Raw genomic sequence first — 9,103 nt, forward strand, 5'->3', positions numbered from 1 at the left:
GTCCGTTGGCGAATACGCGGGTGTATGTGCTGGATGCGGGTCTGTCGCCGGTGGCGGTGGGTGTTGCGGGTGAGTTGTATGTGGCGGGTGCGCAGCTGGCGCGGGGGTATCTGGGCCGCGCGGGTCTGACGGCTGAGCGGTTTGTCGCGGACCCCTTCGCGGTGGTGTCGGGTTCGCGGATGTATCGGACCGGGGACGTGGTGCGCTGGTCCGCGGACGGGGTGCTGGAGTTCCTGGGCCGGGCTGATGCGCAGGTGAAGGTACGCGGCTTCCGTATCGAGCCGGGTGAGGTCGAAGCGGTCCTGGCGGGGCACGGGCAGGTGGCCCAGACGGCTGTTGTCGTGCGGGAGGACATCCCGGGCGACAAGCGGCTGGTCGCTTACCTCGTGCCGGCATCCGACGGTGATGGTGCTGTCGATACGGCGGTGCTGCGTGGATTCGTGGCGGGGCGGTTGCCGGAGTACATGGTGCCGTCGGCGTTCGTGGTGCTGGATGCGCTGCCGTTGACGCCGAACGGGAAGTTGGACCGGCGGGCGTTGCCGGCGCCGGAGTACGTGTCGGATGCGTCCGGGCGGGCTCCCCGGACGCCGCGGGAGGAACTGCTCTGCGGCCTGTTCGCCGAGGTCCTGGGCGTCAGTGCCGTTTCCATCGATGACAGTTTCTTCGAGCTGGGTGGTCATTCGCTGCTGGCGACTCGTCTGGTGAGTCGGATCCGTTCCGTCCTCGGGGTCGAGGTGGGCATCCGGGCGTTGTTCGAGGCGCCGACGGTTGCGGGCCTTGTCGGGCGGCTTGATGAGGGTGGTGGGGTTCGGGAGCGGTTGGGTGTGAGGGTGCGGCCGGGGGTTCTTCCGGTGTCGTTCGCGCAGCGTCGGCTGTGGTTCCTGGGCCAGTTGGAGGGCGTCTCCGCGACGTACAACATTCCTCTCGTGCTGCGCCTGAGCGGGGCGCTCGATGTGGGGGCGTTGCGGGCGGCGTTGGGGGATGTGGCGGGTCGTCATGAGAGTTTGCGGACGGTGTTTCCGCAGGTGGACGGTGAGCCGCGGCAGGAGATTCTGACGGGCGCCGCTGGTGTCCCCGAGGTCGTCGTGGAAGCGGTGTCCTCGGATGGGGTGGCTTCGGCGGTGGCCGGTGTGACTGGCACGGGTTTTGATCTGGAGCGGGATCTGCCGTGGCGGGTGACGCTGCTTGACGTGGATTCGGTTGACGAGTGGGTTCTGGTGGTGGTGGTCCATCACATCGCGGCCGACGGCTGGTCGATGGCGCCTCTGGCGCGGGATCTCTCGCAGGCGTATGCGGCCCGTTGCCGGGGTGTCGCACCGGCGTGGGACGTGCTGCCGGTGCAGTACGCGGACTACACGTTGTGGCAGCGCGAGGTTCTCGGTGACGAGGATGACCCGGGGAGTGTGATCGCGGCGCAGGTCGCCTACTGGCGGGAGACTCTGTCCGGGATTCCGGAGCAGCTGGAGTTGCCGGTCGACCATGCGCGTCCGTCGGTCGCTTCCTATGCGGGTGCGTCTGTGGGCGTGCGTGTTCCTGCGGGGGTGCATGCCCGGCTGGTGGAGTTGTCTCGCGCGTGTGGTGCGAGTGTGTTCATGACGGTGCAGGCCGCGTTGGCGGTGTTGTTGTCGAAGATGGGCGCCGGTCACGACATCCCGATCGGGACGCCGATCGCGGGCCGTACCGACGACGCCCTGGACGACCTCGTCGGTTTCTTCGTGAACACACTGGTCCTGCGCACCGATGTGTCGGGTGATCCGTCGTTCCGGCAGGTCGTCGAGCGGGTCCGGGAGGCGGATCTGGCGGCTTTCGCGCATCAGGATGTGCCGTTCGAGCGGCTGGTGGAGGTCCTCAACCCGGCCCGTTCCATGGCCCGTCACCCTCTCTTCCAGGTGATGCTCGCCTTCCACAACAACGCGCAACCCGACCTCGACCTGCCCGGTGTTCACGCCCAGGTCGGGCCTGCCGGTGATGTGGCGGCCAGGTTCGACCTGTCGTTCAACCTCGCCGAGACCCTCGGTCACGATGGATCCCCCACCGGAATCCAGGGCGAGTTGGATTACCGCACCGACCTGTTCGATCGGAGCACGGCCGAGCAGCTTGCCGAGCGGCTGTCCCGGCTCCTCGAAGCCGTCGCGGGAGACCCCGACCGGCCGATCCGTACCGTCGGCGTGCTCGACACCGACGAACGCCGACGCCTGCTCGTCGACTGGAACGACACGGCCCGCGAGATCCCCGGAGCGACACTGCCGGAACTCTTCCAGGCGCAGGTGACGCGTACCCCCGATGCCCTCGCGGTGGTGAGCGGCGAGATCGAGTTCACGTACGCCGAACTCGGCACGCGCGTACGGCAACTCGCGAGCGGGCTCGTCTCGCGCGGCATCGGGCCGGGCGACCGGGTGGCGCTCCTGCTGGACGGCTGGCCCGACCAGATCGCCATGACGCTGGCCGTCGCGCACGTCGGAGCGGTCTACGTGCCGCTGGACAGTAGGAGCCCCGTCGCCCGCCTGGAACTGATCCTCGGTGACTCGGGGAGCATCGCCGTCGTCGTAGACCGGAAGACCCTGGCCCTGATCCCGGGGGAACATCGCGGCCACGGCATCGACGTGCTGCTGGTCGAGGATCTGCCTTCACAGGGCGTGCCGTCCGCAGCCGCTCCCGCCCCTGTGGTGCGGCCGCTCGACCTGGCGTACATCATGTTCACCTCCGGCTCCACGGGCCGCCCCAAGGGCGTGGCCGTCACACACCGCAACGTCGTCGCGCTCGTCTCCGACCAGTACTGGGGACGCGCGACCGAGGACCGTGTCCTCGTCCACTCCTCGCCGTCGTTCGACGCCTCCACCTACGAGGTGTGGGGCGGCCTCCTCAACGGTGCCACCCTCGTCACATCGGGCGGTGTGGCCGCGGACATCCCCGAGCTGGCCCGCACCATGGCCGGGGCGCGAGTCACCGTGGGCCTGTTCAACGAGGGGATTTTCCGGCTCCTCGCCGAGAGCGAACCCCAGAGCTTCGGCACCCTCCGCGACGTCTACGTCGGCGGCGATACGGTGTCCCTCTCCGCGGTGCGGAAGGTGATGGACCACACCTCCGGCATGCGGTTCACGAACAGCTACGGTCCCACCGAGTCGACCCTGTGCGTCGCCCACCACTCCCTGCCGCCGGGTGCGGACGACCGGGCCTCCATACCGATCGGCCGGCCGCTCGACAACACGCGGCTGTACGTGCTCGACGAAGGGCTGGCGCTCGTCCCCCGGGGAGTGATCGGCGAGCTGTACATCGCGGGCGAGGGCCTGGCGCGCGGCTATGTCGATCGGCCCGACCTGACCGCGGAGCGCTTCGTCGCCGACCCGTTCGGTGCCGCGGGGACGCGCATGTACCGGACCGGGGACCGGGTGAAGTGGCGGTCCGAAGGCACCCTGGAGTTCGCCGGCCGCACCGACACCCAGGTGAAGATACGCGGCTTCCGCATCGAGCCCGGCGAGATCGAGACAGTGCTGGAGTCGTTCGCGGACGTGGCCCAGGCCGTGGTCGTCGTCAGGGAGGACCGGCCGGGGGACAAGCGGCTCGTCGCCTACCTCGTCGCCGATGCCGACGTACGCGTCGAGCCCGACGACCTGCGTCTGCGCCTTGCCGAAGCCCTGCCCGACTACATGGTCCCGGCGGCCCTGATACAACTCGGCGCCCTTCCCCTCGGACCGACCGGCAAGCTCGACCGTACGGCCCTGCCCGTGCCCGACTACGCCGGAGGCGGCGGCCGGGAGCCTCGTACCGACAAGGAGCGCATCCTCTGCGCCGTCTTCGCCGACATACTCGGCGTCGGCGAGGTCCGCGCGGACGACAACTTCTTCGCGATGGGCGGGGACAGCATCGTCTCCATCCAGCTGGTCGCCAAGGCACGATCGGCGGGACTGACGATCACACCGCAGCAGGTGTTCGAGCGGAAGACCGTCGAGGCGCTCGCCGCCGTGGCGGTCGAGGTGGACACACGGAATGCTGGGACGACCGACCCGGGCACCGGCGTGGTCCCGCTGACTCCCGTGATGCACCAGCTGCGCGAACGCGGCGGTGCCATCGAGAGGTTCAGCCAGTCGGTCACCCTCCTGACTCCGGGCGGACTGGTCCGGAACGACCTCATCGCCGCCGTGCGGGAAGTCGTCGACCATCACGACCTCCTGAGGGCCCGGCTCACCACCGCCGACGCGGACGGTACCTGGCAGCTGGAGGTGCTGCCGCCGGGCAGCGTCTCCGCCGAGTCGTGCTTCACCCGCGTCGAAGCCGCGGGCCTGGGCGAGCGCGAACTCCGCACGCTGGTGGCCCGGCAGGAGGAAGAGGCGAGGAGCCTGCTGTCCCCGGCGGACGGAAGGATGCTGCACACGGTCTGGCTCGACGCGGGACCGCACGAGCACGGCCGGCTGGTGATCACGCTTCACCACCTCGCCGTCGACGCCGTGTCCTGGCGCATCCTCGTACCCGACCTCGTCTCCGCGTGGCAGGACATCGCGGCCGGCAGGCGACCGGACCTCCAGCCCGTCTACACGAGCTTCCGCCGCTGGGCCGAACACACATCGGCGGAAGCCGGGCGGAGGGTTGGCGAACTGCCCTTCTGGGAGGGGGTCGTAGAGGAAACCGAGGCGCCGTGGAGTTCCGTCCCGGCCCTCGACCCGGCACACGACACGTGGGGCACGGCGCGGACCGTCACTGTGACGCTGCCGTCGGACGTGGCCGCGCCGCTGCTGACCTCCTTGCCCGAGGCCTTCAACTGCGGTGCGGACAGCGTTCTCCTCGCGGCCCTGCTGACAGCCGTCGGCAGCCGCACGGCACGGCCCGACGGAAGCACCCCGCCGTTCCTCGTCGACGTCGAGCGCCACGGGCGGGAGCAGATCACGCCCGCCCTGGACGTCTCGCGGACCGTGGGCTGGTTCACCAGCGTCTCCCCCGTCCGCCTCGACCCGCGGGCGGTCGGCGACGGGCGGGAAGACGGGCGGACAGCCGAGGACACCCTCAAGTACGTGAAGGAGCAGCTGCGGGCCGCTCCGGACAACGGCCTCGGGTACGGGCTGCTCAGGTACCTCAACCCGGAGACCACCGACCGCCTCGCAGCCCTCCCCGAACCGCACATCCTCTTCAACTACCTCGGACGTGTCCCGGCCCCCACGGGGCAGGGCGGTACAGCGCAACCCTGGTCGGTCGTCGATGACGGCGAAGCCGGCGGCGGTGCCGACCCGGACATGCCCATGGCGTACGCCCTGACGATCAACGTGGTGGCGCGGGACACCGGTAGCGGACCCGAGCTGCTGACCACCTGGGCCTGGCCCGACCGGCTCTGGACGGTCGCCGACGTACAAGGCCTCGCCGAGGCCTACACGCGGGGCCTGACGTACCTGGCGGCATCGGCCGATTCCCCGGGCGTCGGCGGACTGACCCCGTCCGACGTGCCCCTGCTGGGGTTGAGCCAAGACGAGATCGACGAATTCGAGTTCGCCGAGACGGAAGACTGAACGGAAGGATTTGAAATGAAGCGGTCGCGTATCGAAGACATCCTTCCGTTGTCGCCCCTACAGGAAGGGCTCCTGTTCCACGCACAGTTCGACGACGAAGCGGCGGACACGTACGTCGTTCAGCTCGTCGTCTCCCTGCGGGGCAAGGTCGACGGACCCACGCTGCGCCAGGCGGTGAACGATGTCCTGACCCGCCACGCCAACCTCCGGGTGCGTGTGCAGCACCGCAAGACGGGACAGCCCGTACAGGTCGTGATGCGGGACGTCGAAGTCCCCTGGCGGGACATCGACCTCACCCACTTCGCGCCCGGGGACCGCGAAGCCGAGGCCGAACGCCTCCTCGCCGAGGACCGTAGCCGCAGGTTCGATCTGAGCCGGTCCCCGCTGCTCCGCTGCACCCTGATCCGCGTGGCCGAGGACGAGTACCGGTTCGTGTGGGCCAACCACCACATCCTGCTCGACGGCTGGTCGAACGCCGTCCTGTTCCAGGAGCTCTTCAGCCTCTACCGGAGCCGCGGCGAGGCCCGTCTCACGGCGGTCACGCCGTACCGCGACTACCTCACCTGGACCGCACGACAGGACGCCGAAGCCGCACGCCGGGCATGGGCGGCCGAACTCGGCGGACTTGAGGACTCCACCCACCTCGTGCCCCACCTGGGCATATCCGCCGCGGAATCATTCCCCCGGCGGGCCACCTTCACCGTCGACGAGCGACTGACGAGCGCCCTCACCGAACTGGGACGCTCACGGAACCTCACCTTCAATACGCTGGTCCAAGGCGCCTGGGGTGTCCTGCTGGGCCGCCTCACCGGCCTGGACGACGTGGTCTTCGGAACCACCGTTTCCGGACGTCCGCCGGAGCTCCCCGGGGTCGGGTCCATGGTGGGACTGTTCATCAACACCCTGCCGGTGCGCGTACGGCTCGACCCCGCACAACCGGTCATCGAGGCCCTCGCCCGCCTACAGGACGAACAGGCACGCCTGATGCCCCACCAGCACCTCGGGCTCGCCGAAATCCAGAAGACCGTCGGGCGGGCCGAACTCTTCGACACCGTCGTCGTCTTCGAGAACTACCCCGTCGACCAGGCCGCGTCGGCCGGGCTCGGTACCGACATCGAGGTCACCGACGTAGCCGGTCACGACGCGACCCACTACCCGCTGAGCCTCATGGTCCTGCCCGGGCAGGAGCTCGGCCTGCGCCTCGACTACCGGGAGGACGCCTTCGACCAGGAGGCCGTCGAGCAGCTGGCGGCGCGCCTGATCCGGGTCCTCGAAACGATTGTCGACGCACCCGAAACCCCAGTCCGTGACGTGGACGTCCTGGACCCGGCCGAACGCGAGCGGATCCTGGCCGCAGGGAACGGCACCGTCCATGAGGTGCCCGCCAGCACAGTGGTCGACCTCTTCCGGACGCAGGTGTGTGCCACTCCGGACGCGGTCGCCCTGGTCGGCGGCGGAACGGAGATCACGTACGCCGAACTGGACGCCCGGGCGAATGCCCTGGCCCGTGACCTCATCGACAGGGGCGCGGGACCGGAGCAGGCCGTCGCCGTCTGGATGGAGCGCTCCTCCGATTTGGTGGTGGTGCTGCTGGCCGTACTCAAGACCGGCGCGTTCTACGTGCCGCTGCACGACGGATACCCGGCGGAACGACGCCGGCTCGTCGTGGAGGACTCCCGTGCCCGGCTGCTGCTCACGGACCGCCCGACGGATGCCGCCGTGCTGGCCGACGCCGTTCAGGTGGTCGATGTGGCGGGCGTCGCCGCGAGGGCGCTGTCCGGGGAGAGGGCGGACGCGCTGTCCGGCGGGACCCGCGTCGAGGCCGAAGGCCTGGCATACGTGATGTACACGTCGGGATCGACGGGCGAGCCCAAGGGGGTGGCCGTCACCCACCGGGGCGTGGCCGAACTCGTCCTGGACTCGTGCTGGAAGAGCGGTCCGCGGGATCGGATCCTCTTCCACGCACCCCATGCCTTCGACATCTCCAACTACGAACTGTGGGTTCCTCTCCTTTCCGGGGGAAGGGTCGTTGTCGCCCCGGCCGGGCCGATCGACTCGGTGACCCTGAGGAAGCTCCTCACGCAGGAGGACATCACCTCCGTCCATCTGACCGCCGGTCTGTTCCGTGTGATCGCTGAGCAGGATCCGTCGTGCTTCAGCGGCGTCCGCGAAGTGCTGACGGGTGGTGATGTGGTGTCGCCCGTGGCGGTGCGGCGGGTGTTGGACGCGTGTCCGGACACTGCGGTACGGGTGTTGTACGGGCCGACGGAGATCACGCTGTGTGCGACGCGGTATGAGGTTCCGGCGGGCGTGGCCGTCGCCGGGTCGGTGCCGATCGGGCGTCCGATGGACAACACGCGGGTGTATGTGCTGGATGCGGGTCTGTCCCCGGTGCCGGTGGGTGTGGCGGGCGAGCTGTACATCGCGGGCGCCGGTCTTGCGCGGGGTTATGTGGGTCGTGCGGGTCTGACGGCTGAGCGGTTTGTCGCGGATCCGTTCGCTGTGGTGTCGGGTTCTCGGATGTATCGGACCGGGGATGTGGTGCGCTGGTCCGCTGACGGGGTGCTGGAGTTCGTCGGGCGCGCCGACACCCAGGTGAAGGTGCGGGGTTTCCGTATCGAACCCGGTGAGGTGGAGACGGTCCTGGCGGAGCACGCCCAGGTGGTCCAGACGGCGGTCGTCGTGCGTGAGGACACGCCGGGCGACAAGCGGCTCGTCGCGTACGTCGTGCCCGCCGCCGGCGAGGCCATGGGCGACCCGTCCGTACTGCGCAGCTTCGTGGCGGAGCGGCTGCCGGACTACATGGTGCCGTCGGCGTTCGTCACGCTGGATGCGCTGCCGTTGACGCCGAACGGAAAGCTGGACCGGCACGCCCTGCCCGCCCCCGACTTCGTCTCCGGCGCCAAGAGCAAGGGGCCGCGCACTCCGCAGGAAGAGATCCTGTGCGGTCTGTTCGCCGAGGTACTCGGTGTGGCGTCGGTATCGGTCGACGACGGCTTCTTCGAGCTGGGCGGCGACAGCATCCTGTCGATCCAGTTGGTGGCGCGGGCCCGGGCCGCGGGCCTGGTGTTCTCCGCGCGGGACGTCTTCGAGCGGAAGACGGTGGAGGGTCTCGCGGCGCGCTCCCAGCCCGCGGGCGGTCCCGAGGCGGGTGGTTTCACGCCTTCCGACCTGCCCCTGGTCTCCCTCAGTCAGGCGGAGATCGGTGTGGTGGAGGCGAGGTGGAAGGACGTCGCTGATGTTCTTCCGCTGGCTCCGTTGCAGGAGGGTCTGCTGTTCCATGCGTTGTACGACGAGCAGGCGTTGGATGTGTACACGACGCAGCTGTCGTCGCTGGTGGAGGGGCGTCTGGACGTCGCGGCACTGAAGAGTGCCGCGTCAACGCTGATGGAACGGCATGCCAACCTGCGCGCGGGGTTCGTGCATGAGGGTCTGCGGCAGCCTGTTCAGGTGATCCCCAGGCAGGTGGATGTTCCCTGGGAGGAGGTCGATTTCACGGGGCTGGGTCCGGCTGAGCGGGAGGCTGCGGTCGAGGAGTGGCTGGAGGGGGACCGGGCGCGGCGTTTCGACCTCACGGCTCCGCCGCTGGTGCGGTTCACGTTGATCCG

At 69.4% G+C, this 9,103-nt stretch carries 1 protein-coding gene and 1 pseudogene; both read left to right on the forward strand.

Annotated features, from left to right (window positions below; all coding sequences use genetic code 11):
* Nucleotides 1–11 precede the first annotated feature (11 nt).
* Nucleotides 12–5,495 (forward strand): annotated as a pseudogene (locus ACWIHT_RS47035) (amino acid adenylation domain-containing protein); the annotation flags it as partial.
* 15 nt (nucleotides 5,496–5,510) lie between these two features.
* Nucleotides 5,511–9,103, forward strand: a 3,593-nt coding sequence (locus ACWIHT_RS47040) for a non-ribosomal peptide synthetase (RefSeq protein WP_456174799.1), incomplete at its 3' end; no start/stop codon positions are given.

Source organism: Streptomyces sp. NPDC002276 (genome assembly GCF_053891435.1).